The sequence below is a fragment of the Coprobacillus sp. AF33-1AC genome, assembly GCF_003475785.1.
GTDB lineage: Bacteria > Bacillota_I > Bacilli_A > Erysipelotrichales > Coprobacillaceae > Faecalibacillus.
Map to the genome: position 1 here is coordinate 29,032 of NZ_QRQB01000011.1, position 15,569 is coordinate 44,600.

The following is a 15,569-nucleotide window of genomic DNA, read 5'->3' on the forward strand; positions in this document are numbered from 1 at the left end:
GACAGTTGATTTTATCAACTGTCTATTTTTTTTTGGAATTCAATTTTAATTGTATAATGATTTTTTATATTTGGTAAGGATTCTAAATATTGAGTTATTACTTTTTGAGTACGGGTTGCTGCTTTAGATAAAATACCATTTTCGATTGCTTCTTCTTCAACCTTACTTTTTTGTTTTTTTGCAAAGGCTTTGTAATCTTTAATACTTATTTGATTAAAGATATTCTTTGTTTCATCATAAACTTCTATACTATTTTCATCAATTTCATGTGATAAAAATGTAATTTCAGGAAGAGAAACAGTAATCGTAGAATCATCTACACTTATTTTTGCTTGATCTAGTTTTACACCTACTTTAAGTTCACCTTCATAAGATAAAAGAAATTTTTTTTGTGTAAGAGGGATACTCCATCCATTTAATTTCAGATTATTAGAGAATTGTCCAACTTTTGAATAATGATAAGAGAGAGTTGATAATTCTTCAATATTTTCTATCTGTTGTCCTAATGAAGCAGATGTAATTTCTGGCTCACTGCTTTTTCCACCAAAGTGCATTCCTATCAAAAAGATGATAACACCAACAACAATAATCGCAACAATCCCACCAATTGCTTTTTTAGCCTTACCTAAACCATCTAATAATTTCATATCATCACCAAGCAAATTATAGCATATTTTAGAAAATAACCCCATTTATTGTAAAAAAAAGAGAGGTTTCCCTCTCAATTATATTATTTTACAATTTTACCGTATACTTCACGTCCGCATCCAGCAGCATTGCTTTCATCAGTATCAATGTGCATAGCAGTTGCATAATTAGCACTTACACGACAAACAACATCACCGAATACTAAAGAACGTCCTTCAGTATCTAATTCTACTTTAACGATTTCTTTATCTTTAACACCAAATTTTTCTGCATCTTCAGGAGTTAAGTGAATATGACGTTTTGCAGCAATCACACCACATGTTAATTCAACTTCACCTTTAGGTCCTACTAATTTACATCCAGCAGTTCCTTCAATATCTCCAGATTCTCTTACTAATGCTTGTAATCCTAATGATCTTGCATCAGTTAATGAAATTTCAACTTGAGTTGCATTACGAGTTGGTCCTAATACTGACATGTTCATTTCACTTTTAGGTCCTACTACTTTTACTTTTTCAACACAAGCAAATTGTCCTGGTTGAGATAAATCTTTTTTGTTTGTTAATTGGTAACCTTCACCAAATAATGTAGCTAGATCTTTATCACTTAAATGAATGTGTCTAGCAGATGTTTCTACAATAAATTTATTTTCCATGATAACTCTCCTTTTTCATCTATATATCTTACTCTTTTTACTATTCTTTGCAATAAAATTAAAAAAATTTAAAAAATTTTTTATCATGTTTTGAAATAAATTTATTAAAATAGTAAAATAATATTATCATAAGTGCTAAAATTATTGCAAAATGATTAAAAAATGGCTTAAAATCAATGATTTTAAATCTTAGTATTTTAAAAAGTTGGGATATTCCTAAAAAAGATACAACACTTTACACATATTACTAAATATGTTATTCTAACTCTACATTAAAAAAGGGGGAACCATAATGAACAAAGAAAGTTATAGCGGTTTATATGACAAATCTTTTGAGCATGATAACTGTGGTATTGGGGCAGTTGTGAATATTAAAGGTGTTAAGACACATTTAACAGTACATAATGCTTTAAAGATTGTTGAACAATTAGAACACCGTGCTGGTAAAGATGCTGCCGGTGAAACAGGGGATGGTGTAGGAATTTTAACTCAAGTTCCTTATGCTTATTTTAAAAAGGTGGTTACTGAATTTATTTTACCACAAGAAGGAAAATTTGGAGTTGGAATGTTCTTTATGCCACAAGATGAAAAAATTCGTGCAAGAGTTAAAAAAATGTTTGAAACTGTTGTCGAAAAAGAAGGTATGGAATTTTTAGGATGGCGTGAAGTTCCAACTGTACCTAAAGTATTAGGTAAAAAAGCACTTGATGCAATGCCTTATATTATTCAAGCTTTTATTAGAAAACCACATGGTTTAGATAAAGGTTTAGCTTTTGATCGTAAATTATATCAAGCAAGAAGAATTTTTGAACAAAGTCAATTTGAAGATACGTATGTATGTTCTTTATCATCACGTACTATTGTTTATAAAGGAATGTTTTTAGTAGGACAATTACGTTCTTTCTTTAAAGATTTACAAGATGAAGATTATAAGAGTGCTATTGCATTAGTTCACTCTCGTTTTTCTACCAATACAATGCCTTCATGGCGCCGTGCTCACCCTAATCGTTTTATTGTTCATAATGGTGAAATTAACACGATTAAGGGAAATGCTAACAATATGTTAAGCCGTGAAGAAAACATGGCAACTGATCAAATAGATACCAATAAAGTTTACCCAGTTATTGATGTAAATGGTTCTGATTCTGCTATGTTAGATAATACATTAGAATTCTTAGTAATGTCAGGAATGGAATTACCTCGTGCTGTCATGATGTGTATACCAGAACCATATGAAAATGATAAGAGTATGTCACAATCTAAAAAAGATTTCTATGAATATAATGCAACTTTAATGGAACCTTGGGATGGACCTGCTTCTATCTTATTTAGTGATGGTGATGTCATGGGAGCTGTATTGGACCGTAATGGTTTAAGACCTTCTCGTTATTATATTACAAGAGATGATTATTTAATCTTATCATCAGAAGTAGGTGCTTTAGATATACCTGCAGAAGACATTGTCTTAAAAGAAAGATTAAGACCGGGGAAAATGCTTCTTGTAGATACTAAAGCCGGTAAACTTATTAAAGATGATGATTTAAAAGAAATGTATGCAACAAGTCAACCATATGGGGAATGGTTAGAAAGTAACTTAGTTAAATTACAAGATATTCGTATTCCTAATGCGAAAGTAGAACGCTATAAGGGTAAAGAATTGACAAAACTTCAAAAAGTATATGGATATAGTTATGAAGATGTTACAGATTATATTAAAAAATTAGCATTAACAGGAAATGAAGGTATTGTAGCGATGGGAAATGATGGACCATTAGCTGTCTTATCTAAAAAACATCCACCTTTATTTAACTATTTTAAACAACTCTTTGCTCAAGTAACAAATCCACCAATTGACGCTATTAGAGAAGAAATTATTACTTCTACAAGTCTATTTATTGGTCATGATGGAAATATGTTAGAAGATCAACCAGAAAACTGTCATTTATTAAAAATCAATCATCCTATTTTAAGTAATACCGATTTATTAAAAATTAAAAAACTTAAAAAAGATGGTTTTAAGGTAGCTGTTGTCCCAATAACTTATATTAAAAATACTTCATTAGAAAAAGCTTTAGATAAATTATTTGTTGAAGTAGATAAAGTCTATCATGAAGGTGCTAATATTGTAATTCTATCAGATAGAGGTGTTGATGATAACCACTTACCAATCCCTTCATTACTAGCAGTAGCCGCAGTAAACCAATATTTAGTTAGCACTAAAAAACGTAATAGTTTAGCTTTAATTATTGAATCTGGAGAACCAAGAGAAGTTCATCATTATGCGACATTACTTGGTTATGGAGCAAGCGCCGTTAATGGTTATTTAGCACAAGATACGATCTTTGAATTAATTGATCAAGGTCTGTTAGAAAAAGACTACTATGCAGCAATAGATGATTATAATGATGGTATTTTACACGGGATTGTAAAGATTGCTTCTAAAATGGGAATTAGTACAATTCAATCATATCGTGGTTCACAAAACTTTGAAGCCATTGGATTATCAAGTGAGTTAGTTAATAAATATTTCCCTAAAACAGTCAGTCGTATTGAAGGAAAAACAATCAAAGATATTGAAGCAGATGTAGAATATCGTCATAACCAAGTCTTTGATCCTCTTGGATTAGATGTTGACATTTCATTAGACAGTGCCGGAGATCATAAAGAACGTTCAGGAAAAGAAGAACATTTATATAATCCTCAAACGATTCATAAACTACAACAAGCCACTCGTTTAGGGGATTATAAATTATTTAAAGAATATTCATCAATGATTGATGAAGAAGGTAAAAATATTAATTTAAGAGGTTTATTAGAATTTAAAAAACCTAAAAAATCTATTCCTTTAGAAGAAGTAGAACCAGTAGAAAGTATTGTTCAAAGATTTAAAACAGGAGCCATGTCTTATGGGTCAATTTCTAAAGAAGCTCATGAATGTATGGCTATTGCAATGAACAGATTAAAAGGAAAATCAAATAGTGGTGAAGGTGGCGAAGATCCAGATAGATTCATTCCAGATGAAAATGGAGATAGTCGTTGTTCAGCTATTAAACAAGTTGCTTCGGGACGTTTTGGAGTCACAAGTGAATATTTATGTAGTGCTAAAGAAATTCAAATCAAAATGGCACAAGGAGCAAAACCGGGTGAAGGTGGACATTTACCATCAGGTAAAGTTTATCCATGGATTGCTAAAACAAGACACAGTACACCAGGTGTAGGTTTAATTTCACCACCACCTCATCATGATATTTATTCTATTGAAGACTTAGCGCAACTCATTTATGACTTGAAAAACGCTAATAAAGATGCTCGTATTTCAGTTAAATTAGTATCTGAAGCAGGTGTTGGAACAATTGCTGCTGGGGTAGCTAAAGCAGGTGCCGGAGTTATCCTCATTTCTGGATATGATGGTGGTACCGGTGCAGCACCAAGAAATTCAGTTTATAATGCCGGATTACCTTGGGAATTAGGCTTAGCTGAAGCTCATCAAACATTAATAATGAATGATTTAAGAAGTCGAGTTGTCATTGAAACAGATGGTAAATTAATGAATGGACGTGATTTAGCTATTGCTACATTATTAGGTGCTGAAGAATATGGATTTGCAACAGCGCCACTTGTAACAATGGGATGTGTCATGATGAGAGTATGTAACTTAGATACATGTCCAGTAGGAGTGGCTACACAAAATCCAATTTTAAGAAAGAGATTTAAAGGAAAACCTGAATATATTGAAAACTTTATGCGATTTGTTGCTCAAGAGTTAAGAGAATATATGGCGATGTTAGGATTTAAAACAATTGATGAAATGGTTGGACGTAGTGATTTATTACAAGTTAGACCAGGACATGAAAATGTTGATTTAAGTCGTATTATTCATAATCCTTATACTAAAGCCAAACATGTACATCATGATCCTAAAAATGAATATGATTTCAAATTAGATCAAGTTAAAGATACAACAGTATTAGAAAAACAATTAAAAGATGCTTTAATTAATAAAGATTCTAAAGAAATTCATGTTGATATTACAAATATTGATCGTTCTTTTGGAACAATGTTTGGTTCTCAAATAACAAAGATGTATGGTAAGTTACCAGAAGATCAATTTAAAGTAAATTGTTATGGATCAGGTGGTCAATCATTTGGTGCCTTTATTCCACAAGGTTTAACATTAAATCTTCATGGTGATAGTAATGACTACTTTGGTAAAGGATTATCTGGAGGAAAACTGATCGTAGTACCACCAGAAAACTCAATTATTGATCCAGCTAAAAATATTATTATTGGTAACGTTGCGCTTTATGGAGCAACATCAGGAGAAGTTTATATTAATGGTATTGCTGGTGAAAGATTTGCCGTTCGTAATTCAGGAGCTCATGCTGTTGTTGAAGGAGTTGGAGATCATGGTTTAGAGTATATGACAGGTGGACTTGTTGTTGTCCTTGGTCCTACAGGACGTAACTTTGCTGCTGGTATGTCAGGAGGAATTGCTTATGTTTATGATCCTGATAATAAGTTATATGCTCATATTAATAAAGAATTAGTTAATTATAGTAATGTAAGTTCAAGATATGATGAAGCACAGTTAAAGAAATTAATTGAAAAACATTATGATTATACAAATTCACAAGTAGCTAAAGATATATTAGATGACTTTGAACATCAAGTCACTTTATTTAAGAAAGTTGTCCCTCATGATTATGCTCATATGATTGAATTAATTAGTTCATATGAACAACAAGGTCTTACAAATGAACAAGCAAAAGTAGAAGCATTTAACGCTTTTAAGAAGGGAGTGTAACACCATGGGTAAACCTACCGGATTTTTAGAAATTGATCGTCAAGTAAGTAAAGAAATAGAACCTAAAAAACGTATTTTAAACTTTAAAGAATTTCATAAACCTTTATCTAAAGAAGAACAAGCATGTCAGGGTGCCCGTTGTATGGATTGTGGTGTACCTTTTTGCCAAAGCGGTAAAATGATTGATGGAATGGCCTCAGGGTGTCCACTTAATAACCTAATCCCAGAATGGAATGATTTAGTTTATCATAATAATTATAAGCAAGCTTTTATAAGATTGCGTAAAACAAATAACTTTCCTGAATTTACTTCAAGAGTGTGTCCTGCCTTATGTGAAGCAGCATGTACTTGTGGTTTAAACGGAGATCCAGTTACAGTTAGAGAAAATGAACATGGTATTATTGAAACAGCCTATAAAGCAGGATGGATGAAACCTGAACCACCTACTCATCGTATTGATAAAAAGATTGCGATTATAGGATCAGGTCCTGCTGGACTTGCGAGTGCTGATCAGTTAAATAAAAGAGGATATCATGTTACAGTCTTTGAAAAAGATGATCAACCAGGTGGATTATTAATGTATGGTATTCCTAATATGAAACTTGAAAAAGAAGTTATTCAAGCGCGTGTTGCGATAATGAAACTTGAAGGTGTAGAATTTAAAACTAATACACCTATTGAAACTAAAAAACAAGCCAATGAATTACTAAAAGAATATGATCGTATTATTTTAGCGTGTGGCTCAAGAAAGCCAAGAGACATCGTTGTTCCTGGAAGAGATGCCAAAGGAATTTATTTTGCTGTAGATTATTTAACTGGAATCACAAAATCACTTATGAAAAGTGATTTAAAAGATGAAACTTATGTGCCAACAAAAGGAAAAAATGTACTTGTTATTGGTGGTGGAGATACTGGTAATGACTGTGTTGGGTCAGCTATTCGTTTAGGATGTCATTCTGTAGTTCAATTAGAAATGATGCCTGAATTACCAACTCAACGCTTAGATTCTAATCCTTGGCCCGAATGGCCAAAGGTGAAAAAGACAGATTATGGACAAAAAGAAGCTATTGCAGTGTTTGGACATGATCCTCGTCTTTATACAACAACAGTAAAAGAATTTATTAAAGATGATAAAGGAAACGTAAAACAAGCTGTTATTGTTCAAGTTGAATCAAAGAAGGTAGATGGACGTTTTCAAATGGTACCAGTAAAGGGAACTGAAAAAACAATAGATGTTGATTTAGTTTTAATTGCTGCTGGTTTTGTTGGCTGTGAAAATGCAACAGTACAAGCATTCCAAGTTGATCTTACAAAAAGAAATACGGTTGTTACGGATACTCAATATCGTACTAATCAAGAAAAAGTCTTTGCTGCAGGTGATATGCGAAGAGGACAATCATTAGTTGTTTGGGCTATAAAAGAAGGAAGAGAAGTTGCTCATGCTATTGATGAAGATTTAATGGGATATTCAAATTTATAAGAGTCATGATTTATCATGATTCTTTTTTATGCTTAAATAAAACAAAGGAACTGTTAAAACAGTTCCTTTGTTTTATAAGAAGTATTGTTCAAATATGGTTTTAGTATGTTTTTCATGACTTCGACTAATGGGTACATGTAGTCCGTTAGACATAATGAAATATGTACGATGATATTCTATTACCTTTGAAAGATTGACAAGAAAACTGCGATGACACTCTAAAAAATGAGGACCAGTTTGTTCATCGTATTTTTTTAGATTCTCATATGTTTTTATTGTTTTGTCCTCTAAATGAATAATAGTTTGTCTTAAATCACGTTCAAAGAAAATGATATCTGAACAAGGAATAAGCGAAGTCTTTCCTTTATTTACAATAGCGATTCTTTGATTGTTGTTAGCTGCTTTATTTAAAGCAGCTAACAGTTTATCTTTTAAATCGGGTTCGTAAATAAAATAACAGTGATTGACATCATAAATATACCTTGATGCTTGAAGCGATGAAGAAACAAAGATAATAGAAGTTTCAAAGAAATAATGCGAAATTGTCTTTGCAATATGAATACCATTAGAAAAAGGTTCACTTAAATATATGAAGAAAATAGTATGTTTATTAAAATGAGTTAATTCATGTTTTAAATCAATATTTTCATTAAATAATGAAATATTTGCTGTTGAATCAATTTCTAATATGTGCTGTTTTAAAATTTCCTTACTTTTTTTGTCATTACTTATAATGACGATATCCATAATAACACTCCTCATCTTTTATTACATGATTATACAAAATTAAACATAATGTTCAATAAGAAAGCGTAAATAGCACATTTGACAGCATAAATGACATAATAAGCTTCGACAAATGGGAAAATGCGCTTTTTATAGATATAAAATAATAATGCATATAACTCATAAGTGCACAAAGATTTATCTTTGTCATATGTTACATTCAATGTAACGAAGAAGCATACATAGTAATGTTATACTGTCAATGAGGAGGAAAGGAAATATGTTGAAAAAAGATTTTTTGTGGGGTGGTGCCTTGGCAGCTCACCAATTTGAAGGAGGGGTTTTAAATACTTCTAAAGGGTATTCAGTAGCTGATGTGATGACAGCTGGTGCTCATGGAGTACCTAGAGTGATTACAGATGGTGTCATAGAAGGAAATTATTATCCTAATCATGTAGGTATTGATTTTTATGGTCATTATAAAGAAGATATTGCGATGTTTGCTGATATGGGATTTAAATGTTTTAGAACATCTATAGCGTGGACACGAATTTTTCCATTAGGTGATGAAGATGAACCTAATGAAGAAGGTTTGCAATTTTATGATGATGTTTTTGATGAATTATTAAAATATGGGATTGAGCCAGTTATTACTTTAAGTCATTTTGAAATGCCTTATCATTTAGCTAAAGAGTATGGTGGTTTTATGAATCGTAAAACAATCGATTTCTTTGTGAAATTTGCTAAGGTTTGTTTTGAAAGATATAAAAATAAAGTTAAATATTGGATGACATTTAATGAGATTAATAACCAGATGAATTTTAAAAATGATATTTTTGGTTGGACTAATAGTGGAGCTCATTTTGGTAATTATGATAATCCAGAAGAAGCAATGTACATATGTGGACATCACACATTAGTAGCAAGTGCAAAAGCGGTAAAAATTGGTAAAGAAATCAATCCTGATTTCCAAATTGGATGTATGATTGCAATGGTACCCATTTATCCATTTAGTTGTCGTCCGGCAGACCAAATTTTAGCACAACATCAAATGCATGATCGTTTTTTCTTTGCTGATGTACAATGTCGAGGACATTATCCTGCATATGCATTAAAGATGTTTGAAAGAAAAGGCTTTAATATTGATATTACAGAAGAAGACAAAGAAGCTTTAGCTCAAGGAACTGTTGATTATATTGGATTTAGTTACTACATGACAAATGTTGTTGATTCTACAGTAACAAAAGATGTATCAAAGGCAACAGATGGATCAAGTGAACATTCTGTTAAAAATCCTTACATTAAAGAATCAGATTGGGGTTGGGCTATTGATCCAGAAGGATTAAGATATGCTTTAAATCTATTCTATGAAAGATATGAAAAACCATTATTTATCGTAGAAAATGGTTTTGGGGCTATTGATCAAAAAGAAGCAGATGGATCATGTCATGACCCATATCGTATTGATTATTTAAAAGCACATATTAAGGAAATGAAAAAAGCAGTTGAAGAAGATGGTGTTGAATTAATGGGGTATACACCATGGGGTTGCATTGACTGTGTTTCATTTACAACGGGTGAAATGAAAAAAAGATATGGTTTTATCTATGTTGATAGGGATAATGATGGAAAGGGAACATTACAAAGAAGTAAAAAAGACTCTTATGAGTGGTATAAAAGAGTCATTGCATCGAATGGAGAAGAGTTAGATTAATAAGCAATGGCATCACGCCATTGCTTTTTCAAGGAAAGAATCGGGGGAATACAAACTTGAAAAAAACAGTTAAGAAATTAATATTACTTTCTATTGTCTTTACGATGATGATAACAGGACTTGTTCATTATGAAATTATTGGTCATGCTGTTGATTTACCAAGTGTAAAAGATTTTGCGACAATGGAGCAATTAAAGACACTAACAACAAGTGATGATGTAAGTCTATATTATGGTAAAGATGATACGAAATGGGATATTGTAGGAAGTCAAAATGATAACATTGTACTCATGGCACAATCACCAATTCAAACTAATACAACATTTAATAATACCGGAAATGAAATAAGTGATAGTAGCTTATGGGATGATTGCTTTTATATGAGTGGAGATGTTTCTTCAGTATATCCTAATCACTATGGAAGTAGTGCTATTCGCCAAACTTTAAAAAATCTAAAAAACACATATTTCAGTGATTTTGAATCAAAAGGGATGGTTTCTACTTATTTATATAATAAGGATGAAAAAAATAATGGTTTATATGGTATGAGCGATTATTTGTATTTACCATACGGAGATATTAATAGTGATACTATTAGTGTTGGTGAAAATAGTAGTGATCAACTTGATAGTGGAATCAAAATAAAAAAATCCACTTTAAAAACGAATAATTTCTTTTTAAGAACACCTGCTAGTGCATCAGGTCAAGTGTTATCGGTAAATACAGATTTATCAACAGTGGCAACTTGGGTTACTGCAAAATTAAATATTGTACCAGCGTTTCAATTAAAAGGAGATCGTTACTTATTTGCATCAAGAGTACCTGTAACAAGTACAAGTGGAAAAGTAGCGTTAGATGATACGATGACGCTAAGATATAAGTCACAACTACAAGGAACTGCAACAGTTTCAACAGACAAACAATCAATTACTTTTGATAATGTTCCTTATGGTGTAGATGTAGTTATTCAAAATAGTGAAGGTGCTTATCGCTATTCTGTAGCACATGGAAATAGTACAAGAACGGCTAAAGATTATAACTTAAGCAGTTTTGATAATAGTCAAATATGGTTAGAGAGTACTGATACTGGTGAACGTTGTCATTATGCTACAATGGCAGTTCAAGAAGAACCAGAAAATGATGTCAATTTACCAGCAAAGACAGATTTTGCATTATGTGAAGAATTAAAAAAATTTAATACAGCCAGTGATAATGATAAAAACATGGAAGAAACAGTACAAGTTTATTTAGGAAATTATAAACAAAAATGGATTGTTACAGGTAGTCAAAATGATCATTTGGTGTTATATGCAATGTCTTCTTTACAAGATTGTAAATTTAATAATGACAATTCAAATAAAGATGTCTCATTAAATGATGATATTGGTGTTTATCCAAGTGGAACAAGTATTTCACAAGTTTATCCTAACCATTACGGTAGCAGTTTAGCACGTAAAACATTAATCAATTTATCACTTACATATTTTACAACAGAAGAACAAAAATTAATTTTACCAACTAAGGTTTATACAAAGGATTCAAAAAATAGTGTAACTTATTACACAAATGATAAACTTTACTTACCTCATGAAGCAGAGGGTGCTTATGGAGCTTCTACTGATACTCTATCAGTTGGAGAAAACAGCGAAGATAATTTATATGCAGGGTTACCTGTTTATAAAAATTATTGGGCAACCGATACATATAAGTGGTTCTTTTTGACAGCACCTGCTAGAAATACTTCGGTAAAAGGATTTAATTACTCGCCTACATCTAAGTTGGCTAACACAGGTAGAGTAGATGTAACAAGTGAAAGTGGACTTCGTCCTGCATGTCAAATTGATATGTCCAAAGTGTTGTTTGGATCAACAACACCTGCTGTAAATAAAGAAGGACAATTAGATAAAAGTGAAGCAATGACTTTGCGCTATCAATCGGACAATATAGGTACAGTGAATGTAACAACTGATTATAAAAAAGCAGTTCTTACAAATGTGCCAGCAGGAACTTATTTAGTAGCTCAAAATAATCAAGGTTCTTGGTCAAAAGCTGTTTCTGGTTCTACTTCTATTCAAGCTAGTGATTTAGGATTAACAAGTTTTAAAGGGTATCAAGTGTGGATAGAAAATACGAATACGGATCAACGTATCACTTCAGCTTCATTAGCGGGTACACAAGAACCAACTAAAGAAAGTTACCATGTAGAAATTAAGGAAAGTACAGGGTTACAAATTACTTCTCATAATGAAAGTCAAGATGTAGAAGAAGGTCAAGCTATTTCAACTATTACTGTTGAATTAAAAAAAGGTTATACAATAAGCGATGATGATTTAAAAAATATTCAAGGATTAAATGGTTTAGTTGTAAGTAAAACAGATAAGGGTTTAACAATATCAGGAATACCTTCAGGTAATGTTGATTTGACTTTACCACAGGCAACACGCAAAAAGGCAAAGACACCGGAAGTGACAGTAAGTGAAGATAATCATCAACTTGAAGTAACAGTCACTAATAAAAATGATGCTTATGGAGACGAGGAATATAGTCTAGATCAAAGTCATTGGCAAACATCAAATATATTTGATCAAATACAACCGGGACAAACTTATACTATTTATGTTCGTTTTAGCGAAAGTGAAGAATATGGGGCTTCAGATATTACAACAGTGCAATATACAACAAGAGCAGCAACATATGTAGTAAGTATTCCTAAAGAAGTGAAAGCTGATGGAAGTATACAACAAATAAAAATCAACCAAAATGAAGATTTCTATTTAGGAAAGAATGGTTATGTTGATGTAATGATTGAAGATACTGGAGATATTAAAAATGGAAATATTACATTATCTCGATTAAATGATGCAAAAAAGACAACCGTGAGTGCACAGTTATTTATTAATAATCAATTATTTACTAATTTAAGTCAAAGTGTCATTCAGATTGTTAATAAAACAGATTATGCGTCATTATCAGTAAAGAAACCTGAAAACCAGTCTATTTTAGCTGGGCAATATAAAGGACAGATTACATTTAAAATCAGTTATAAAGAAAAATAACGGAGGTTCAAATGAAAAAAACAAAGAAAGTCATTTTATCAATAGTGATTGTATTCATTCTTTTAGGAGGTGGTGTTTTTGTAGGAATGAATTGGTCTCATTGGTTTTCTAATCAAACAATTTCTAATGTAGATAAAAATGCTCAAGATTATAAAGGGAATAAAGAAACATATACTGGTAAGAAAAATACAGATACGATTGATATACCGGGATTTGATAAGCTTACATTTAAAGCAGGAACTAAAAAACAGAAGGTTAACTTTTATAATCCTAAGCAAAATACATGCTATTTTAGACTTTCAATGTGTCTTCAAGATGGAACAAAGTTATGGCAAAGTCAATTAATTAAACCAGGGAAAGCTATTTATGAAATCACATTGAATAAGGGTTTAAAAACAGGTGAGTACCAAAATTGTTTATTAAAATATGAGTGTTTTCAACTCAATGATGAACAAACACCATTAAATGGATCACAAATAAATTTTAATTTAAGTGTATTAGAGTAATAGGGGGATTTAAAAATGAAAAAAATGATAAGTAGTGGGTTAACATTAATGATGTTACTTTCAGCAGTCGTAACACCAATTTGTGCAGCAGAAACAACAGATGTTGTTTATACACAAGGAAATAACTATACAATTAGTATTCCTAAAACAGTAAACTTAAAACAAGGGGAAGAAGTGAGTGCCCAAATTCAGGCAACACAAATGAATGTTTCACCAACAGAAAAAGTACAAGTAAGTGTAAACAGTGGACTTACAAATGGTCAAGTAACATTAACTCATGATAATGGAACTGATCAAACAACATCAAAAGTGAGTCTTACTTCAAATGGAACAGCTATCAATGATAATAGTATTGTTGCTTCATTTGAAAGCCAAGATTTAACTGCAAAAGAAGGAGGAACTCTTTATTTTGCTGGATTAGCTAATAATTTAAAAGCGGGGACTTGGAAAGGACAAATGACTTTTGATATTAAAGTTGTTAATAAATAGGGGGAAAATAAAGTGAAAAAGGGTTTAACAGGATTATTATTAGTATCATTGATGGCTACTTTAACTGTGCCAGTACAAGCAGCAGAACAAACAACATTAATTCATGCAAATGTAGGTTCAAGTTATACATTGACTATTCCTAAAGAAACAACAATTGATGTCAATGCACTTACAACACCATTAAATGGAACAATTAAAGTAACCGGAAATATTTTATCAACTCAAAACGTAGTGGTATCTGCAGTTACTCAACCATTACATAATGATGATCAAAATGCTGATTTACCTTATACATTAAAAAATGGTAATCAAACTTTCACATCAATGAATTTTAATCAAAATGATTTAAAATCTACAAAAGAAGTACAACTTCAAATCGCAATTAATCAAGAAGATTGGAATCAATCACCAGCAGGATCCTATAATGGAAGTATTATCTTCGATGCTAAGTTACAATAAGAAAGAAGCAAAATAGTGAAATTAAAAATAAGATTTAAACGACTATTTTTAATGTTCTTAATGATCATTAATTTAATTACACCAGTTTATGCAAGTGAGCAAACATCATTAAAAACAACAATACCGACACAGCATGATACTAAAATTGTCATCAAGGGAGAGGGAACAATGACGGTCAATGGAATAGTTTATCATCAGGGGGATACTATTCTTTTACAACGGGGAAAAAGTTATCAATTTGTTTTTAATGCTCATCAAGGTTATCGAATTAGTAAAGTTATATTTAATGGGAAAGATGTAACAGATCATTTAAATGATAATATGTATCAAAGTGATGCTATTTATCAAGATGGTACATTAGAAGTAGAATATAGTTTAATAAATAAAATCATAAAGACAAATGTGAACTCAACACATCAATTGGAAACAGTGGTAACGGGAGATAATCAGTCTATACTCATTTCTTATTTACTTACAATGTTATCTATTGTTTTGATGCTTGTATTAATTAAAAAAATGGATTAGATGAAATGTATTAAAATAAATACAATTCATTGACATCGTGATAAGAGTTTGATATTCTTTTCAAGAAAAATAAATAAAAGATAGAGGCGCATGAATCATTAGTATTTAACGATAATGGTTGGTGACAGTTGTTAAAGAAAGGGAAACATGCCGAAGGAAATAGAAACACCAATTTCTATTTACCTGGGAGATAATAAAAGATATTATTTCTTGTCACAATTGTGGAGAGCTATCATGAAGTATAAGTACTTTGATTGTCTCAAAGTACTTATTTTTTTGGAGGAAAAAATGAATTATGTAAAGACAGGGTGGGCATTACTACCACCAATTATTGCGATTATATGGGCATTAAAAACAAAAGAAGTTTATTTATCTTTATTTATTGGTGTTATTTCAGGAACATTATTATTAAGTCAATTTGATATCATAAAAGGTATAGATTTATTATTTGATACATTTATTCAATGTTTAAGTCAATCAACGCATATAAGTATCTTGTGATTTTTA

The 15,569-nt window shown here is 31.2% G+C and carries 12 protein-coding genes and 1 riboswitch; of the genes, 9 read left to right on the plus strand and 3 right to left on the minus strand.

What is annotated here, in order from left to right; genetic code table 11:
• Positions 1-14 precede the first annotated feature (14 nt).
• Both DWZ53_RS05595 and pduL read right to left on the minus strand, forming a co-directional pair.
• Positions 15-647: a DUF4230 domain-containing protein gene (locus DWZ53_RS05595; protein WP_118432714.1), complete on the minus strand. Its 633-nt coding sequence runs from the start codon at positions 645-647 to the stop codon at positions 15-17.
• 83 nt (positions 648-730) lie between these two features.
• A complete protein-coding gene (gene pduL, locus DWZ53_RS05600; RefSeq protein WP_118432715.1) occupies positions 731-1,303 on the minus strand; it encodes a phosphate propanoyltransferase in 573 nt (190 codons plus the stop codon).
• A gap of 292 nt (positions 1,304-1,595) precedes the next feature.
• Here pduL and gltB point away from each other — a divergent pair, with 292 nt between their 5' ends.
• Positions 1,596-6,107 carry a glutamate synthase large subunit gene (gene gltB, locus DWZ53_RS05605; protein ID WP_118432716.1) on the plus strand — a complete coding sequence of 1,504 codons (4,512 nt, stop codon included), beginning with the start codon at positions 1,596-1,598 and terminating at the stop codon, positions 6,105-6,107.
• A 4-nt stretch (positions 6,108-6,111) separates the two neighbouring features.
• The gene (locus DWZ53_RS05610) at positions 6,112-7,587 is read left to right on the plus strand and encodes a glutamate synthase subunit beta (protein ID WP_118432717.1); all 1,476 of its coding nucleotides are present in this window, start codon (positions 6,112-6,114) and stop codon (positions 7,585-7,587) included.
• Between the two features lie 72 nt (positions 7,588-7,659).
• On the opposite strand, the gene DWZ53_RS05615 is transcribed toward DWZ53_RS05610, so the two are convergent.
• On the minus strand, positions 7,660-8,334 hold the full coding sequence (locus tag DWZ53_RS05615) for a LytTR family DNA-binding domain-containing protein (protein WP_158568187.1): 675 nt from the start codon (positions 8,332-8,334) through the stop codon (positions 7,660-7,662).
• Between the two features lie 259 nt (positions 8,335-8,593).
• On the opposite strand from DWZ53_RS05615, the gene DWZ53_RS05620 reads away from it, so the two are divergent.
• The 7 genes from DWZ53_RS05620 (at position 8,594) to DWZ53_RS11310 (ending at position 15,563) form a co-directional block, all read left to right on the plus strand.
• A complete protein-coding gene (locus tag DWZ53_RS05620; RefSeq protein ID WP_118432719.1) occupies positions 8,594-10,027 on the plus strand; it encodes a 6-phospho-beta-glucosidase in 1,434 nt (477 codons plus the stop codon).
• A gap of 56 nt (positions 10,028-10,083) precedes the next feature.
• Positions 10,084-13,083, plus strand: a complete 3,000-nt coding sequence (locus DWZ53_RS05625; protein ID WP_118432720.1) for a DUF6273 domain-containing protein — start codon at positions 10,084-10,086, stop codon at positions 13,081-13,083.
• Between the two features lie 11 nt (positions 13,084-13,094).
• A complete protein-coding gene (locus DWZ53_RS05630) occupies positions 13,095-13,589 on the plus strand; it encodes a tRNA (uracil-5-)-methyltransferase (protein WP_118432721.1) in 495 nt (164 codons plus the stop codon).
• 15 nt (positions 13,590-13,604) lie between these two features.
• Positions 13,605-14,078, plus strand: a complete 474-nt coding sequence (locus tag DWZ53_RS05635) for a hypothetical protein (RefSeq protein ID WP_118432722.1) — start codon at positions 13,605-13,607, stop codon at positions 14,076-14,078.
• Positions 14,079-14,090: 12 nt separating this feature from the next.
• Positions 14,091-14,537 (plus strand): hypothetical protein, encoded by a 447-nt coding sequence (locus DWZ53_RS05640; protein ID WP_118432723.1) that lies wholly within the window; start codon positions 14,091-14,093, stop codon positions 14,535-14,537.
• Positions 14,538-14,552: 15 nt separating this feature from the next.
• Positions 14,553-15,062: a hypothetical protein gene (locus DWZ53_RS05645; RefSeq protein ID WP_118432724.1), complete on the plus strand. Its 510-nt coding sequence runs from the start codon at positions 14,553-14,555 to the stop codon at positions 15,060-15,062.
• A gap of 73 nt (positions 15,063-15,135) precedes the next feature.
• Positions 15,136-15,302: riboswitch (Lysine riboswitch) on the plus strand.
• A 48-nt stretch (positions 15,303-15,350) separates the two neighbouring features.
• A complete protein-coding gene (locus DWZ53_RS11310; RefSeq protein WP_233541848.1) occupies positions 15,351-15,563 on the plus strand; it encodes a hypothetical protein in 213 nt (70 codons plus the stop codon).
• The last annotated feature ends 6 nt before the right edge of the window (positions 15,564-15,569 follow it).